Raw genomic sequence first — 14,304 nt, forward strand, 5'->3', positions numbered from 1 at the left:
ATTCTGACCTCACTGAGTTCCTATCTCACTAAATAACAGGGAGGGCGAAGTGGCACGAAACCTTCGTAACTATTTTCTGTCGACCGGCGCGATCGCGAGTGTGCTCGCTTCTCAGATCCTTTTCCCACAGGCAAGCCGCGCGGACGACGATCACCACCGCGTCAGGCACGTGCTTCTCCTGAGCATCGATGGCTTGCACCAGCACGATCTCGCGACCTGCCTGCAAAGCGGCGCCTGCCCGACCCTCGCGAAGCTCGCGGGCCACGGCCTCACCTATACCAACGCGCGGACGACAACGCCCTCCGATTCGTTCCCCGGCTTGCTCGCGCAACTGACGGGTGGAACACCGAAAACGACCGGCGTCTATTATGACGACAGCTACGATCGCACCCTGTTCTCGCCGGACGGAAAATTCCCCGCTGTCGCGACCGGTTGCAGCGGCAATGCGGGAACCGAAGTCGTGCTGGACGAGTCGCTCGATTTCGACTCGACCAAATTGTTCAGCGGGGGCATCGACCCGGCCTTCCTGCCTCAGCAGCGCCATGCCGACGGCAGCTGCACCAAGGTGTTCCCGCACGATTTCCTCAAGGTCAACACGATCTTCGGTGTCGCTCACAAAGCCGGCCTGCAGACGGCATGGTCCGACAAGCATCCGGCCTACGACATCGCGAACGGCCCGTTCGTCGGCACGCCCAATATCGACGAGCTCTACACACCCGAGATCAACTCGAACATCACCACCGCAACCCCGCCGGGACCTTCCTCGGCAAACGGCGTTGATCTCGCCGGCCCCGCCGGCAAATGCGACGCGACGAACTCGACGCTGGCGTTCGGCAACAAAGCACCGGTGCAATATGTCGACTGCGCACCGACCCAAGAGGCCTATGACGACATCAAGGTCAACGCGGTCATCAACTGGATCAACGGAAAACGCGCCGAAGGCCAGCCCTGGACCGGCCGGGCGCCGGCGATTTTCGGCATGAACTTCCAGGCGGTCAGCGTCGGCGAGAAGCTGGTGGCCGGCGGTTACGACGCACAACTCGCGCAGAAGCCGATCCTCGCCCATGCCATCGCGCACACCGACGCCTCGATCAAGCGCATGGTCGATGCGTTGAAGGCACGGGACCTGCTCGAGGACACGCTGATCATCGTGTCGGCAAAGCACGCCCAGTCGCCGATCGATCCCACCAAGCTGCAGATGGAAGCCAAGGCGACCCAGGCCCCGGACCACACGGTGGTGGATCCGGGCAGCGTCATCAACGCGCCTGTCGACCAGACCTTCTCCGCGTTCACCAACCCGAACAGTGGCAGCCAATATGCGCAAGGCGGCCACCTGCAGACGGACGACGTTGGTATCGTCTGGCTTCAACCCAACACGCCGGCAGATGTGAAGCAGGCCGTGATCAGCCTGCACAACAATGCCATTCCGATCCACGCCGGCACGCTGCCGCCAGGAACGATCTTCGGCTCCAACATCGTCTCGGGTGACGCGCTTGCCGATATCTTCGGCGACCCCCGCGTGCCCGGCTCGATCGCCGCCGCCAGAGCGCCCGACATCTTCATCCAGCCCGACCACGGTGTGATCTATTCGGGCAGCAAGAAGAAGATTGCCGAGCACGGTGGCGGGACGCTCGACGACACCCATGTGGCCCTGCTTGTCGCGGGACCTTCCGTCGAAGGCGGGAAGGTCAACGAGCTCGTGCATACGACCCAGATCGCGCCGACCATCCTGCGCGCCCTTGGGCTTCCCACCCGCGCGCTGGACTCCGTCCGGCAAGAAGGCACCCGCGTTCTTCCCGAACTCTTCGAGCACGGTGACAGGGACGACGACTAGGCAACGCTCATCAGGTCAGAGTTTTGCGTCTGCTGAAAGCGTGGCCGGCGGCTGTATCTCAGCCGCCGGTCATCAGCGTCTGTTCGAACCCAGAGTAGGCAAGCCCCAGTTCACGACTCGTCGAGAAGCTCCAGCAATTCCTCGACCCGCTCGAACGGGGCATCGCGCATCGGGCTGTGATAGACGACGCGATCGCCGTCGCGTTGCAGCGTCTTTCCCTTGGACTTCCGCAGCCGTCCCGGCAGGAACGTCGCAGCCACCGCACTTTGCCCGACGTCGAGCCGGATGATGCCCCGGCGCTTGCAATCCAGTCTCAGCCGCGCCGCCGCAAAGAAGTCACGGGCGGCCTGCGGCAAGGGCCCGAAGCGGCGAGAGGTCTCTTCCTCGAGATCTTCGAGATCGTCCTCGCTGGCGCAGCGCGCGGCACGGGCGTAGAGCTCCAGCCGCACGGGCGCGGATTGCACGTAGCTCGCGGGCAGCATGTCCGCGACCGGCAGGTTGAGATCGGGCACCCACACCACGGACATGCCGTCATCGACCTTCTCCGAGGCCATCTTGAGGAGATGGCTGTAGAGGATGGGTCCGAAGACGTGGACGTGGCCGGATTGCTGCTCGGTGAACAGATCGCCCGCGCCGCGGAGATCGAGGTCGCGCTCGCTGATGGCAAAGCCCGCGCCGGGCCGGCTGAACTCTTCCAGCACGGCAAGCCGCTTCGAGGATTGCACCGAGGCCGACTCGGTCAGGAGATGGGCAAAGGCGCGGATGCCGCCACGGCCGACGCGTCCGCGCAGCTGGTGCAGCTGGGCGAGGCCGAAATTTTCCGGCCAGCACACCACGATGGTGTTGGCGCGCGGGATGTCGAGGCCGCTCTCGACGATGTTGGTGGCCAGCAGCACGTCCGCCTTGCCCTCGACGAAGGTCATCATGCGCTCGTCGATCTCGTCGGCCGGCAATTTGCCGTGCAGGCAGACGATCTTGAGATCGGGCGCCACCGCCTGCACCCGCGCCAGCATTGGCTCCAGATCCTGGATGCGCGGACAGATCAGAAAGCTCTGCCCATGCCGCCGCTGCTCGCGCAGCAAGGCCGAGGCGATCGCGGCATCCGACAGCGGCGCGATCCTGGTCGCGACCGGGAGCCGATGTACCGGCGGCGAGGCAATGACGCTGAGATCCCTGAAGCCGGCAAGGCCCGCGGCCAGCGTGCGTGGGATCGGCGTGGCGCTCATCCAGAGCGTATGGGCATTTTTCGCAAGCCCGGACAGCTTGGCCTTCTCGGCCGCACCGAAATGCTGCTCCTCGTCGATGATGACGAGACCGAGATCATCGAACTTCACGTCCTTCGAAGTGAGCGCCTGGGTGCCGACCACCACCTTGATCCGGCCGCTGCGCAAGCCTTCCCTGGTGTCGCGCACTTCCGCGCCAGAGGCCGCACGCGACAGGCTGCCTACCTCGATATCGAGGGGCGCAAAGCGCTTGCGGAAGGTCGCGAGGTGCTGCCGGGCCAATACGGTCGTCGGCACCGCGATCGCCACCTGCTTGCCCGAGAGCACCGCGGCTGCCGCAGCGCGCAGCGCCACCTCGGTCTTGCCGAAGCCGACGTCGCCGCAGATCACGCGGTCCATGGGATGGCCGGATGCGAGATCGTCCAGCACGTCGTTGATGGCCTTGGCCTGATCGATGGTCGTGAAATAGGGAAAGCGCGCGACGAATTTTTCGTAAGGCGCTCCCGGCGGCACCAGCTTGGCCGCCTTGCGCCGCTTGCGCTGGCTGATGTGCCTGGCGAGCACCTTGCCGGCGGACTGGATCTCCTGCTCCGCCTCGCCGCGGCGGGCCCACCAGGTGCTGCCATCCGCCTTGTCGAGTGCGAGCTTGCCTTGCTCTGTCGCGTAGGGCCACATCAGTGCCAGATCAGGCGGCGGCACCAGGACCGCGTTGTCGCCGGCGAAGGACAGGCGGACCAGCTCGCGCATGGCGCCGCCGCCCGTATTGACGGTCTGCAGGCCGTCGAGCACGCCGATGCCGCGCTGGAGATGCACGACCACCGTGCCCTGCTCCGGCACGTCGGCGTGATCGAACGCCGCGCTCCAGCTGCGCGCCATCGGCTGCGGATGATGCGCGCGGCTGCCAAGCACGTCGGTTGCCGTCAGGACGACGGCAGGCTTCTTGCCTGGAATGACGAAGCCGGCGTCGAGATCGGCGAGCAGCGCCACGTCGCGTTGGCTCGCGGCCTCGGCCTCCGCCCAATCCGCGACGCGCTCCGCGCGCACGCCGCTCATCCGCTCGATTGCGCGCAAATCTTCCTCGATCGCGGCGACGAGGATGAAGCGCGAACCGTCGTGCCTGACGTCCTCGACGAAGGCGCGCAGGGCTTTCCTCGCGGATGACAGCTTGGAGAATTCCGGCATCGGCTGGAACGGCGAGGTGCGCGCCAGCACCTTGATGCCACGCGTGGCCTGCTTCCAGTCGGATCGACCGAGATATTCCCGCTCCCTGTCCGCGCGGCCCCCGGCCTCCTCGATCGTGCTCAGCCAGGCATCGGCATGCACGGGAACGCCGGCATCCGCGATCCACTTGGCCTTGCCGCAATAGTCGAACAACGTCGCGCGCTTGGCGCGCGCGCCCGACAGGGCTGTTCGTTCCGACATGGGATCGACGAGAAGCTCTTTGGTCTCGAAGATGATCTCGTGCGCGTGCGGGTCGAACGCCACGATCCGCTTGATCGCGCGCCCGGAATGTTCGACCCGGAACGGACCCAGCGCACCTGCGGGAAAGATTTCAAAAGTCTGGCCGTGAAAAAGGGCGCCACCCGGATAATCCGGCTCATCATCGAGATCGTAGCCCAGCTCTTCCAAGCGAACGCGAAGCTCGCTTTCGGAGAAGGCACCACCGACCTTCAGGCTGGTATTCAGACGCAACAGGCTCGCAGGCGCGGGCAAGCGCTCCATCACGGCTTCGGCCGTGGTGACCAGAAAGATCGGCTGCTTCGATTTGGCGAGGCGCCGCAGCACCGAGGCGCGGCGGCCAGCGATCTCGCGCGACGGTTCCAGCTGATCGAACGGCAGCGTGTTCAGCCGCGGAAATACCAGGACTTCGCAGGACGGATCGAGCGCATGAATGACGCTGCCGAGCCGCTCCGCCCGGTTCTCGCTCTCGGCGAGGAACACGAGGCCGCTGCGGCCGGAGTCCTTCCACTGCGCCAGCAGATGCAGCGCCATCATGCCCAGCGGCGACGACGAGGAGATCACGGCGCGCGGCTTGCCCTTGCCCGGCTTTGGCGAAGACGTGTTCGGCGAACGCCTGCTTGTCGGGCTCTTCGCCGGCAAGCGTTTCTTGGGCGAACTCTTGACTGGCGCGCTCTTCTTGAGCGAGCTTTTGGCTGCTGGCCGCAATATCTTGGAATGACGCACGTGAATCCGTTTCTCGTCGCAGGCAATCGTCAATGCCACGCGCCGCCGAACTCATGTCGATTCGGTTGCGAATGGTCATGCATATGGGACGAGGCGCGCGATCGCACGCCCACCCCGAAATCCTCGTGCGACTCAGACATCGCCGGCTAACGCAAAAGGCGCGAGGAAAGCCGCCAGTCGTCTAGCAGACGCGCTGGATCATTTCCACTGCTGTCATCAGGTCGCGACTAAATGATCCCGCCCTGCCGCAGCGCTGCAATTTCAGCCTTGTCGTAGCCGAGTTCCGCCAGCACGGAATCAGTGTGCTCACCGAGCGTCGGCGGACGCGCAGCGATCTCGCCGGGCGTTTCCGACAGCCGGACGGCAGCACGCGCAACGGGGGCCTGCTTCGGCAGACCGGGATAGTCGACATCCTGCAAAAAGCCGGCGGCGCGAATGTGCGGATGATCGAGGGCCTGCTGCGGACTCAAGACAGGCCCGGCCGGAATCATCGCCTTGCCGAGCGTGTCGACCGCCTCCTGCGTGGTACGCTCGGCGCACCAGCGCGCCATGCGCTCGCTGATGATGGGGCCGTTGTTGCCGCGGCTGATGTCGTCGGCGAAACGCGGATCGTTCAGCCAAAGCTCTTCCTCGCCCATGAGCCTCGCCCAGCGCTTGAACAGCGGATGGCCGGTGACCTGACACAGCACCCAGCCGTCCCTGGTGCGATAGATGTCCACCGGCGCGGCGGTCTGCCCGAGATTTCCCGTCGGAACGCGATTGGCTGAGATCACGGCCTGCTCGATCAGCGTCGCATTGGTGAAGGACAAAGCGGTCGCCAGCAGCGCGCCCTCGACGATCTGCCCGCGCCCGGATTTGCCGCGCTCGATCAGGGCTGCGAGCGTCCCGAACGCGCAGTGCAGCGCGGTGCCGAAATCGACCCAGTTCACCGCCGCGCGATAAGGCGGATTGCCGGCGCCGGTCATGTAGACCGCGCCGGACATCACCTGCCCGACGCCGTCGAAGCCAACGCGGTCGGACCACGGTCCCGGTCCGCCGAACGCGGTTGCCGTCGTCAGGATGATGTCCGGCTTGATGACCTTCAGCGAATCATAGTCGAGCTTCATCGCGAGAAGCGTCTGCGGCGGCAGATTGGCGACGACGACATCCGCCGTCTTGATCAGCCGGCGCATCACCTCCTGGCCCTCGGGCTTCATCGGATCGAGCGTGATGCACTTCTTGTTGCGGTTGACCTGGAGGAACAGCGCGCCCTCGCCGCCTGCGCCGACCGGTGCAACGAAGCGATCCTCGCTGCCGTCGCGCTTTTCGACCCTGATGACCTCGGCACCGAACTCGGCCAGCAATGTCGCGCAATAGGGCCCCGCGATATAGCGCCCGAAATCGAGGACGCGCACGCCTTCCAGAACTCCCCCCATCGACCTCATTCCTTATCTGTTTCCGGCCAGATTACAGGGAATGACCGTCACGGCAAGGTGTGCAGCGCACACGATCCTTTGCCTTCAAGATGTGATTGGCGAAGTGTTTCGGCTCGCGGAAATTCTGCTCTAGTATGCGGGCTCTCCGTCCCTCCAGCGAGAAGCGCACATCAATGCCGCAACAATTCGACAGGTCCGCAGAAGATCTCGGCAACGCCATCCATTTCGAGCACGTCAACATCCAGGTTCCTGACCAGCGCCTCGCGACGCTATTCTACGTCACCGGCCTCGGGCTGACGCGCGATCCCTATCTGATGGTGTCCGACACCAACATGTGGATCAACGTCGGACGAAGCCAGTTTCATCTGCCCAGCGGCAAGCCGCAGGTGCTGCGCGGCCATACCGGGCTCGTCATCGAAGGACGCGAGGCGCTGCTGGCGCGATTGGCTTCGGTCAAAGGCAAGCTCGAAGGCACGGCCTTCAAATATGCCGAGCACAACGACTATGTCGAGGCGACCTGCCCTTGGGGCAACCGCATTCGCGTCCACGAACCCGACGCCGCGCGCTTCGGACGCATCACGCTCGGCATTCCCTATGTCGAGTTCGACGTCCCGGCCGGATCGGCAGAGGCGATCTGCGCGTTCTATCCTGACATCATGGGCATGCCGGCGGCGTTGCGCAACGGCGACGGCAAGGTTGTCGCGGTGAAGACCGGCCGCAACCAGCATCTCCTGTTCCGCGAGACCGATCGGCCGCAGCCCGCTTACGACGGCCACCATGTGCAGATGTACATCACCGATTTTTCCGGTCCCTACCGCAAGCTGCTGGCGCGCGATTTGATCTCGCGCGAGGACAATCAGTATCAATACCGCTTCTGCGACATCGTCGAGCTCGACAGCGGCAAGCCTCTCTTCACGGTGGAGCATGAGGTGCGCAGCGCAACGCATCCGATGTTCATGCGGCCGATGGTCAATCGCAACCCCGTGGTCAACAACCGCAACTACGCCTACGGCCACGACCAGGCATCGTGGGCCATGGGGCCGGATCAATACGAGGGGTAGGGAGCACCTGGCTGGGGGCGGGAGGGATCGAACCTCCGAATGGCGAAATCAAGACCAGTTTGATGATTCAACGATTTCAGGGCGCGTTTGGAAGAAAGGCGAAAAGTCTCCTCTCCTGAGCCCAAAATCCGATCATTACAGATCAACCGCTGACAGCGAAAAATCCAACCGCGAGCGCGTCAGGGGCGGTGGGCAAATCTTGGCCAAATCTTGGGCAAATCATTGCCAAGTTGACCGCAAGGCCAGCCAAGAACTGCCTCATTGAGCTAACTCAAGCTGCTCCGACGATCCTAGGCTATTCAAAGCATTCGTAGGACCGTTGATCAAAAAGACATGGCGCTCAATATGCGTGGCCCCGCAATGTTTGCTATCGCCGCCCTGTTTACGCTCGCTGCAGGCGGATATCTCTACTGGACGCAAGTGATGGCGGTGCAAACCCCTGTCGGGCTTGCGACCGCCAATGGCCGCATCGAAGTGACGCGCGTCGACATCGCCTCCAAATTGCCCGGACGGGTGGCGCAAGTGCTCGTCAAGGAAGGTGATGCCGTCCAGAAGGGCGAGCTGATCGCCGCGCTCGATACCATGGAGCTGCGCGCGCAACTTGCCGGCGCCAAGGCCGCGGTTCAGCGCGCCGCAGCCTCCACTACCCATGCCGAGGCCGACATCAACATCCGGAAGGCGGAGTACGACCTCGCCGAGATCGAGACGCAGCGCGCGACGCGTCTTGAGCAGACGTCCGCCGGAACCAGGGCCGATCTCGAACGGCGCCGCGCACAAAGCCTCGTCGCTGCCGCACAAATCGAGGGTGCGCGCGCGGCGATGGTCGAAGCCAATGCGGCCAGGGAGGCCGCCGACGCCCAGGTCGCGCAGATCGAGGCGACGCTCAGCGATTCGGAATTGCACACGCCGGTGTCCGGCCGCGTCGAGTACAAGCTGGTGCAGGCCGGCGAGGTGGTCGCTGCGGGCGGCCGCGTGGTCACCATCCTCGACCTTTCCGACGTCTACATGACCGTCTTCCTGCCGACCGGCGAGAGCGGCCGGATCGCGCTCGGCTCGCAGGCGCGTATCGTGCTCGACTCGGTTCCGAACGCCGTGTTCCCCGCCACTGTCTCCTTCGTCGCTGCCGAGGCGCAGTTCACGCCGAAGACGGTCGAGACGCAGAACGAGCGGCAGAAGCTCATGTACCGCGTCAAGCTCACCATCGACCCGAAGCTGCTGGACAGCTACCGGGACTACGTCAAAGCCGGCCTCAGCGGCAACGCCTATGTCCAGGTGACTCCGAACGCGACTTGGCCCGCCTGGCTGGCCATCCGGCTGCCCAATGTCGCCGGCTGAGCCTTTCGCGGTTGAAGTCAGCGAGGTTACCTACCGCTATGGCAAGGTAACGGCGCTGGCCGACATCGGCCTGTCCGTCCGCGCCGGCAACGCCACGGCGCTGGTCGGGCCCGACGGCGTCGGCAAATCGACCCTGCTCGCGCTGATCGCCGGCGTACGCCGCTTGCAGGCCGGCAGCATCCGGACACTTGGCGGCGACATCGCCTCGCGCACGCACCGCGACGACATCATGGCGCGCATCGCCTATATGCCGCAGGGCCTCGGGCGCAATCTCTATCCGAGCCTATCGGTCGCCGAGAACATCGATTATTTCGGCCGCCTGTTCGGCCAGTCGGCGACCGAGCGCGCGGCGCGCATCAAGCAATTGTTGAGAGCGACCGGCCTTACTCCGTTTCCCGACCGGCCGGCCGGCAATCTTTCGGGCGGCATGAAGCAGAAGCTGTCGCTGTGCTGCACGCTGATCCACGATCCCGACCTGCTCATCCTCGACGAACCGACCACCGGCGTCGACCCCTTGTCGCGGCGGCAGTTCTGGCGGCTGATCGACGACATTCGCGCCCAGCGTCCGCAGCTCACGGTGTTGGTCTCCACCGCCTATATGGAAGAAGCCGAGCGCTTCGATCACGTCGTCGCGATCGACGCCGGCCGCGTGCTGGCGCAGGGCGCACCCGCCGAGCTCCTGAGGCTGACCGGAACTCAGCATTTCGAGCAGACCTATGTCGCGCTGCACGGCGGCAGCGTCGCGGCCGAGACGGTGCCCATCGCGCCTTTGCCACCGAGCGCTGACGGCAAGCCGGCCATCGTGGCTGAGGGGCTGACGCGCCGGTTCGGCGATTTCGTCGCCGTCGATCATGTCAGCTTCAGCATCCGGCGTGGCGAGATCTTCGGGTTTCTCGGCTCGAACGGCTGCGGCAAGACCACGACGATGAAGATGCTCACCGGCCTGTTGGACATCAGCGACGGACGCGCCGAGCTGCTCGGACGTCCCGTCGAGGCGGGCGACCTTTCCACCCGCCTGCGCGTCGGCTACATGTCACAGGGCTTCTCGCTCTACGAGGAGCTGACGGTCCGCAAGAATCTCGAGCTGCATGCGCGCCTCTATCGTATTGCGGAAGCGGAGGTGAAGCAGGTTGCCGACCGCGCTCTGGAACATTTCGGCCTGGTCGAGGCGGCGAACAGCAAGCCGCCGAGCCTGCCGCTTGGGATGCGGCAGCGGCTGCAGCTTGCCGCCGCATGCCTGCATCGCCCCGAGGTGATGATCCTCGACGAGCCGACCTCCGGGGTCGATCCCGCCGCGCGCGACATGTTCTGGCGCCTGCTTGGCGAGTTGTCCCGGCGCGACGGCGTGACCATCTTCGTGTCGACGCATTTCATGAACGAGGCCGAGCGCTGCGACCGCGTTTCCCTCATGCACGCCGGCAAGGTGCTTGCAATCGGCACGCCGGAAGAGCTGCGGCAGGCCAAGCACACTGCCAGCCTGGAGGACGCTTTTATCGCCTATCTCGAAGAGGCCGATCCCGACGGGACGGTCGATGAAGGGGCGCACGCGGTCTGGATGAATTCGGCGGCAGCCCGTCCGCTGCCGACTGCCAGCCTGCGGGCATCGCTGCGCCGCATGTGGGCATTCAGCTACCGCGAGATGCGCGAACTGCTGCGCGATTGGGTGCGACTGGGCTTTGCGCTGCTCGGTCCGCTGCTGCTGCTTCTGACCTTTGGATACGGCATCACCTTCGACGTGGAGAACCTGTCTTTCGCAGTGCTCGATCGCGACCATAGCGCCGACAGCCGGCAATTGGTCGAGAGCTTCGCCGCCTCGCGCTATTTCAGACAGATGACGCCCCTGCACAGCGAGACGGAGGTCGATCGCCGTCTGCGCACCGGCGATCTGCGCCTGGTGATCGACATCCCGCCCGGCTACGGCCGCGATCTCGTCGCCGGCCACCAGCCCGAGGTCGCCTTCTTCCTCGACGGTGCCACGCCCTTCCGCGCCGAGACGACGCGCAATTACGTGGACGGCATCGTGCTTTCCTATGTCGAGGACCTCGCGCGGCGCACCCGCGGCGCGGTGCCGGACCTGGTGGCGGCCTCGCTCGAGCCGCGTTTTCGCTACAACCAGGATTTCCGCAGCGTGTTCGCGCTCACCCCCGGACTGGTCATGATCTTCATGGTGCTGTTCCCGTCAATGCTCGCTGCCCTCGGCGTGGTGCGCGAGCGCGAGCTCGGATCGATCACCAATCTCTACGCCTCGCCGGCGACGGTCGCGGAATTCCTGCTCGGCAAGCAGCTACCCTACATTCTCTTCAGCTGCGCAAGCTTCGTCAGCCTGCTGGTGCTGGCGAGCCTTGCTTTCGGCGTGATCGTCAAGGGCTCGGTTGCCGCGCTCGCGCTCGGCGGCCTGCTCTATGTCTTCGCCTCTACTGCCTTCGGCATTCTCGTGTCCGTCTTCGTGCGCAGTCAGGTCGCCGCGATCATCGTCACCGCCATCGTCAGCACCGTCCCGGCGATCAATTTCTCCGGCTACCTCTACCCGGCCGCCGCCCTGCAGGGCAGCGGTCGCTTCATCGGCATGAGCTTTCCGTCGCTCTGGTTCCAGAACATTTCGCTGGGCACCATCACCAAGGCGCGCGGCTTCGTCGAGCTCTATCCGAACCATCTCATCCTGCTCGCCTTCGGTCTTGCCTATCTCGTGGCGGCGAGCCTCTTGTTACGCAAACAGGACGGCTGAAATGACCCGCTGGCTCTCCAACGTGTTCCGCCTCGGCGTCAAGGAGCTCGCGAGTCTCGCAAGTGACATGGTACTGGCGTTCTTCGTGGTCTATTCCTTCTCGTTCAGCGTCTATAGCGAGTCGACGGGGATCACGACCGACGTCAACAACGCGCCGATCGCCATCGTCGATTCCGATCGTTCGGTGCTGTCCACCCGCATCGCCGACGCGCTGCTACAGCCCTATTTCCGCCGTCCCGTCCCGGTCGACCGTTCTGCCGTCGACCACCTCATGGATGAAGGTCAGTATGCCTTCGTGCTCGACATCCCGCCACGGTTCCAGGCCGATGTGCTGAACGGACGTGATCCGGCGGTGCAACTCAACATCGACGCTACGGCCATGACACAGGCCGCAGTCGGCGCCGGCTACGTGTCCTCGATCCTGCAGCAGGAGACGACGAACTACCTGCATTCCCGCGGCATCGCGCGCGAACTGCCGGTGCGCAGCGTCGAACGCGCCTTCTTCAATCCGAACCTGGAAGGCTTCTGGCATTTGGCGATCAATGCGCTGGTGGAGAACCTGACCATGCTGACCATCCTGCTGGTCGGCGCGGCGGTCATTCGCGAGCGCGAGCGGGGCACCATCGAACATCTCCTGGTCATGCCTGTCCGCGCGCACGAGATCGCCGCCGGAAAGATCTGGGCCAATGCGCTGGTGGTGGCGTTCTTCGGCACGTTGTCGCTGCTCATCGTGATCAAGGGCGTATTGCACGTGCCGATCGTGGGCTCGATCCCGCTATTCGTTGCCGGCATGGTGCTCTATCTTTTCGCCATCGCTTCGCTCGGCATCCTCCTTGCGACCATTGCCAACACCATGCCGCAGTTCGCGCTGCTCGCAATCCCGGTGTTCCTCATCCTCAACATGCTGTCGGGCGGGGCCTCTCCGCTCGAAGCCATGCCGGAGCCGCTCCGGGTCGCGATTCAGGTTTCGCCGGCCGTGCATTTCGTGCAATTCACGCAGTCGGTGTTGTGTCGGGGCGCCGGCATCGACCAGATCTGGCCGCATCTCGTCGCGATTGTCGTGCTTGGCGCAATCTTCCTGGCGGTCGCGCTTGCCCGTTTCCGCCGGATGCTGGCACGGGTGCAGTAGTTCGGCGACATCAAGGGCTTTGCGCGCATCGGTCAATCGCGATGCCAACTCGCCGGTAGACTGAGCGAGCTGACCGGCGTTAAGCTCCCCGCAGAGACCTCGTGCACGAAAGCTGCAGCCCATGAAAACCGGAGCGAACCGATTCCCCAGCTGATATTCGGCCTGGCCTATCTGCTGATCGTGACCCGCTTCATCTGGCCGCTGCAATTGCCGCTCTCGATCAAGATCCTGATGGCTGCGCTCGCGCTGGTCGCGTTGCAGTTTCACCGGTGGAGCAAGCTGTCGTCGGGCTCGGTGTTCTCGCCGGAGTTTCCCCGCCCGGTGGTTGCCCTCTTCAACTGGGCGTTCGGCACAATCGTCCTGCTCGCGCTGCTGCAGCTGGCGCTCGATGTCGGGCTTCTCATGGGAATGCTGATCCATGGTGGCATCGTGGGCGCCCCCGATGGCGTGCGCTATGGATTGGCTCTGCTGGCTGCCGTCGTGGCCGCGATCGGCGTCCAGCAGGCGATGCGGATTCCGCCGCTGAAAGACATCGAAATCGGTATCCGCGGGCTCCCGCCGCAATTTGACGGATACACCGTTCTGCAACTGACCGATCTGCACATCAGCCGCCTATTCCCTGCATCCTGGGCGCGTGCCGTCGTCGAACGATCGAACAAGCTCGGCGTCGACCTGATTGCGATCACCGGGGACCTGATCGACGGCACCGTCGATGCGCGGCGCCCCGACATCGAGCCATTGCGGGACTTGAGAGCGATCGATGGCGTCTACGTGATCTCCGGCAATCACGAATACATTTTCGGCTACGACAAATGGATGGCGCAGTTCTTCGAACTTGGCCTGTTGTCGCTCGAAAACAAGTGCATCGTTCTTGATCGCGACGGCGGCAAACTGGTTTTCGCCGGCATCACGGACCGGGCGTCACGTCACAGGGAGTATCCGGCGCGAGACCTCGCCGCGGTCCTTGCAGGCATCCCCGAAGGCGCCCCTGTCATCCTGCTCGATCACCAGCCGAGCGATGCGCGGCACGCCGCGAAGCTCGGCGTGACCCTGCAACTGTCCGGGCATACACATGGCGGACTGATTGTCGGGATCGACCGATTGGCGGCACCCGCCAATGCCGGTTACGTGTCGGGCCGCTACGATGTCGAGGGAATGACGCTCTACGTGAACAACGGCACCGCGCTCTGGCCGGGCTTCGCGCTGCGGCTCGGTCGCCCTTCCGAACTGACCCGGATCACCCTACGCCCGGTGGACGCCAGCTGATCCTGACCGTTCCGTTTCGGTGGACGGAGTTGGTGGCGAATGGGTGTGGCCTGGCTGGGGCGGGAGGGATCGAACCTCTCAAGAAAGGCCCATAGCACAGGGGTTTCTTTAACCGGAATCCCGGCTTTGATT

At 64.4% G+C, this 14,304-nt stretch carries 9 protein-coding genes; 7 read left to right on the forward strand and 2 right to left on the reverse strand.

The window, feature by feature from the left end; translation table 11 throughout:
* The first annotated feature begins 49 nt into the window (after positions 1-49).
* Positions 50-1,834 carry an alkaline phosphatase family protein gene (locus M2427_RS06875; protein WP_280705455.1) on the forward strand — a complete coding sequence of 595 codons (1,785 nt, stop codon included), beginning with the start codon at positions 50-52 and terminating at the stop codon, positions 1,832-1,834.
* A gap of 110 nt (positions 1,835-1,944) precedes the next feature.
* Here the strand turns inward: M2427_RS06875 and M2427_RS06880 are convergent, their stop codons facing one another.
* Positions 1,945-5,052: a DEAD/DEAH box helicase gene (locus M2427_RS06880; RefSeq protein ID WP_280705456.1), complete on the reverse strand. Its 3,108-nt coding sequence runs from the start codon at positions 5,050-5,052 to the stop codon at positions 1,945-1,947.
* Here M2427_RS06880 and M2427_RS06885 point away from each other — a divergent pair.
* A complete protein-coding gene (locus M2427_RS06885) occupies positions 5,051-5,236 on the forward strand; it encodes a hypothetical protein (RefSeq protein ID WP_280705457.1) in 186 nt (61 codons plus the stop codon). The two genes, M2427_RS06880 and M2427_RS06885, sit on opposite strands and share 2 nt — an antisense overlap.
* Before the next feature lie 232 nt (positions 5,237-5,468).
* On the opposite strand, the gene M2427_RS06890 is transcribed toward M2427_RS06885, so the two are convergent.
* Positions 5,469-6,656, reverse strand: coding sequence for a CoA transferase (locus M2427_RS06890; protein WP_280705458.1), 1,188 nt, complete (start codon positions 6,654-6,656; stop codon positions 5,469-5,471).
* A 173-nt stretch (positions 6,657-6,829) separates the two neighbouring features.
* Here M2427_RS06890 and M2427_RS06895 point away from each other — a divergent pair, with 173 nt between their 5' ends.
* The 5 genes from M2427_RS06895 (at position 6,830) to M2427_RS06915 (ending at position 14,172) form a co-directional block, all read left to right on the forward strand.
* Positions 6,830-7,717, forward strand: coding sequence for a hypothetical protein (locus tag M2427_RS06895; protein ID WP_280705459.1), 888 nt, complete (start codon positions 6,830-6,832; stop codon positions 7,715-7,717).
* Between the two features lie 360 nt (positions 7,718-8,077).
* Entirely contained in the window at positions 8,078-9,052 is a 975-nt protein-coding gene (locus M2427_RS06900; RefSeq protein WP_280705460.1) for an efflux RND transporter periplasmic adaptor subunit, read from the forward strand.
* Positions 9,039-11,777 (forward strand): ribosome-associated ATPase/putative transporter RbbA, encoded by a 2,739-nt coding sequence (gene rbbA, locus M2427_RS06905; protein ID WP_280705461.1) that lies wholly within the window; start codon positions 9,039-9,041, stop codon positions 11,775-11,777. The genes M2427_RS06900 and rbbA overlap by 14 nt, the downstream gene beginning before the upstream one ends.
* 1 nt (position 11,778) lies before the next feature.
* Positions 11,779-12,906 (forward strand): ABC transporter permease, encoded by a 1,128-nt coding sequence (locus M2427_RS06910; RefSeq protein ID WP_280705462.1) that lies wholly within the window; start codon positions 11,779-11,781, stop codon positions 12,904-12,906.
* Between the two features lie 141 nt (positions 12,907-13,047).
* Entirely contained in the window at positions 13,048-14,172 is a 1,125-nt protein-coding gene (locus tag M2427_RS06915; RefSeq protein WP_280705609.1) for a metallophosphoesterase, read from the forward strand.
* Positions 14,173-14,304: the final 132 nt, after the last annotated feature.

The organism is Bradyrhizobium sp. BR13661 (genome assembly GCF_029892425.1).
Taxonomy (GTDB): Bacteria; Pseudomonadota; Alphaproteobacteria; order Rhizobiales; family Xanthobacteraceae; genus Bradyrhizobium.

What these genes read in the sequence shown, in the direction of transcription:
- M2427_RS06880 (WP_280705456.1), bottom strand. Translation starts at nt 5,052, where the DNA reads ATGATGGCGCTGCATCTGCTGGCGCAGTGGAAGGACTCCGGCCGCAGC.
- M2427_RS06895 (WP_280705459.1), top strand. Translation starts at nt 6,830, where the DNA reads ATGCCGCAACAATTCGACAGGTCCGCAGAAGATCTCGGCAACGCCATC.
- M2427_RS06885 (WP_280705457.1), top strand. Translation starts at nt 5,051, where the DNA reads ATGCCCAGCGGCGACGACGAGGAGATCACGGCGCGCGGCTTGCCCTTG.
- M2427_RS06910 (WP_280705462.1), top strand. Translation starts at nt 11,779, where the DNA reads ATGACCCGCTGGCTCTCCAACGTGTTCCGCCTCGGCGTCAAGGAGCTC.
- M2427_RS06890 (WP_280705458.1), bottom strand. Translation starts at nt 6,656, where the DNA reads ATGGGGGGAGTTCTGGAAGGCGTGCGCGTCCTCGATTTCGGGCGCTAT.
- rbbA (WP_280705461.1), top strand. Translation starts at nt 9,039, where the DNA reads ATGTCGCCGGCTGAGCCTTTCGCGGTTGAAGTCAGCGAGGTTACCTAC.
- M2427_RS06900 (WP_280705460.1), top strand. Translation starts at nt 8,078, where the DNA reads ATGTTTGCTATCGCCGCCCTGTTTACGCTCGCTGCAGGCGGATATCTC.